A 3,062-nucleotide genomic window follows, 5' to 3' on the forward strand; every position below is an offset into this window, starting at 1 on the left:
GTGTGGGCGCGCCGCATCCCGGTCGACTACGCCTCCCACTCCCCCCACGTCGACGAGATCCGCGACACCCTCGCGGACGAGCTGCAGGGCATCACCCCGCGACCGGGCCGGATCGCGTTCCACTCCACCGTCACCGGCGGCGTCCTGGACACCAGCGAGCTCGACGGGGCGTACTGGTTCCGCAATCTGCGCGGCAGGGTGCGGCTGGCAGAGGTCGTGGAGCAGCTGGCGGCACCCGACGTGGTGTTCCTGGAGATCAGCGCACACCCCGTGCTCGTCTCGGGCATCGCGGAGACACTCGGTGACACCGGCGCAGCCGTCGGGACGCTGCACCGTGACACAGGCGGTCTGGAGCGCTTCGTCGAATCCGCCGCCGAGGCGTGGTCCCACGGCGTCGCCGTCGACTGGCCGGCGGTCCTCGAGCCCTACCGGACCCGCACCGTCGAACTCCCCTCCTACCCCTTCCAGCGGCGCCACTTCTGGCTCACACCGGAACCCGCCGGGACCGACGCCCGCGGACTCGGTCTGACCTCGGCCGGGCACCCGCTGCTGGGCGCCGTGGTCGAACTCGTCGAGGAGGACCGGCTGGTGTGCACGGGGCGGCTCGCCCTCGACACACAGCCGTGGCTCGCCGATCACGCCGTGCACGGCACCGTGCTGCTGCCCGGCACCGCGTTCCTCGAACTCGCGATGGCCGTGGGCGCCCGGGTGGGCCTGCGGCGGCTCGCCGAACTCACCCTCCAGGCACCGCTGGTGCTCCCACCCGACGAGGCCGTGCAGCTGCGGGTGACCGTCGAGGCTCCGACCGCGAACGGGCAGCGGGAGCTGGCCGTGCACTCCCGGCCGCAGGACGCCGACCCAGGTGTTCCGTGGACGCGGCACGCCGCGGCAGTGCTCGACATCGACGACGGCACCGCGGACTTCGACCTCGTCGACTGGCCGCCGCCCGGGGCTCACGAGATCGACGTCGAGACCCGCTACGACACTCTCGCGGAGACGGGCTACGACTACGGTCCCGCCTTCCAGGGCCTGCGCGCGGCCTGGCGCACCGGCCGCGACGTCTACGCCGAGGTGAGCCTGCCCGCCGAGCTGGACGCCACCGCCTTCGGGCTGCACCCGGCAGTGCTGGACGCGGCCTTGCACGCGGCCGGCCTGCTCCGCGGGGACGGCGGCACCCTTCTGCCCTTCTCCTGGTCCGGTGTCACCCGCTGGACCGACGGGGCGGAGTCTCTGCGGGTGTGGCTCAGCGCGAGGGGCGAGGAGGGGGTGGCCCTGCGTGTCACCGACAGCGCGGGAAAGCCCGTGCTGTCCGCGGAGGCCGTCACGATGCGGCCGCTCACCGCCGACCTGGCCGCCGGAAGCGGAGCCGACTCGCTGTTCCGGCTGGAGTGGCAGCCGGCCCCGGCCGCCGCGGCCGACGTCGACGTGTGCCTGGTCACGGACCTGGCCGACGTCCCGGACCCCGTACCGCAGCTGGTCGCCGTACGCTGTCCGGTCGCCTCACGGGACTCGGACGGCCCGGGAGCCGGCCTCGCGGAGGCGGCACACCGGTCGGCGCGTTGGGCGCTCGGGCTGGTCCAGGAGTGGCTGGCCGACGCCCGTTTCACCGGCTCCCGCCTGCTGGTGCTGACCGACGGCGCCGTCGGCCCCGAGGTCACCGACCCGGCCCAGGCCACCGTGTGGGGTCTGATCAGGACCGCGCAGTCCGAGCACCCCGACCGCTTCGCGCTGTTGGATTCGGGTGAGGCGCACCAGGACGGCACTGTGCCCGGGTCCGTACTCACCGAGCCTCAGCTCGCCCTGCGGGCGGGCACGGTCCTCGTTCCTCGTCTGGCCCGGCACACCGCCTTCGCCGAGCCGGGCGGTGCCGCCCGGCTCGACCCGGACGGCACCGTACTCATCACCGGCGGAACCGGGGTGATCGGCGCGTCGGTCGCGCGGCATCTGGTCGCCGAGCACGGGGCCCGCCGTCTGCTGCTGGTCAGCCGTCGCGGCCCCGACGCGCCGGGCGCCACGGAACTCGCGTCGGAGCTCACCGGGTTGGGCGCCGAGGTCTCCCTCGCGGCCTGTGACACCGCCGACCGTGACGCGCTCGCGCGGCTGCTGGCCGGCGTACGGCTCACCGCCGTCATGCACACCGCGGGTCTGCTGGACGACGGCGTGGTCGGGTCGCTGACCGCGGACCGGCTCGCCGCCGTGCTGCGGCCCAAGGTGGACGCCGCCGCACATCTCGACGAACTGACCGCGGACCAGGACCTGGCGGCCTTCGTCCTGTTCTCCTCGGTGGCGGGTGTGCTCGGCAACCCGGGTCAGGCCAACTACGCCGCGGGCAACGTGTTCCTCGACGCGCTCGCCGCCCACCGCCGGGCGGCCGGTCGTCCCGCGACCTCACTCGCCTGGGGCCTGTGGGCCGAACGCAGCGGCCTCACCGGGCACCTGGACGACGACACCCTCTCGACCCGCGGCATCGCCCCGCTCTCCACCGAACAGGGCCTCGAACTTCTCGACCGGGCGCTCGCCGACGACCACCCGGTGCTCGTGCCGGCCCGCCTCGACCTGGCCGCGCTGCGCTCCGACGCGCTCACCGGGGCCCTGTCCCCGGTGCTGCGCTCGCTGGTGCGGGTCCCGCAACGGCGCCCCGGCCAGTCCGGCCTGCGCCGCAGGCTCGGCCAGATGTCCGAGGAGAAGGCCCGCCGTCTGCTGCTCGACCTCGTCAGCACCCAGCTCGCCTCGGTCATCGGCCGCGACTCGGCGGACGGGATCGATCCGGACCAGCCGTTCAAGAGCTTCGGCATCGACTCGCTGCTCGCGGTACAGCTGCGCAACCGGCTCAACTCCGCCACCGGACTGCGTCTTCCGGCCACCCTTGTCTTCGACCATCCCACGCCGGCCGCCATCGTCGACTTCGCGCTCCCGCTCGTACGGGAACGCAGCGAGCGTGCCACCCCGCAGCCCGTCACCGCCGTCGCACCGCGTACGGACGATGATCCGATCGTGATCGTCGGTATGGGGTGCCGTTTCCCGGGCGGTGTGGACTCGCCGGAGGCGCTGTGGCAGGTCGT

1 protein-coding gene is annotated in these 3,062 nt (G+C 74.0%); it reads left to right on the plus strand.

Features of this window, described 5'->3' with window-relative positions; translation table 11 throughout:
• Positions 1–3,062 (plus strand): SDR family NAD(P)-dependent oxidoreductase (locus ACP4J0_RS38285; RefSeq protein WP_426604035.1); only part of this gene is annotated, 3,062 nt, incomplete at both ends.

This window comes from Streptomyces sp. WG7 (assembly GCF_049975785.1).
Classification (GTDB): Bacteria; Actinomycetota; Actinomycetes; order Streptomycetales; family Streptomycetaceae; genus Streptomyces.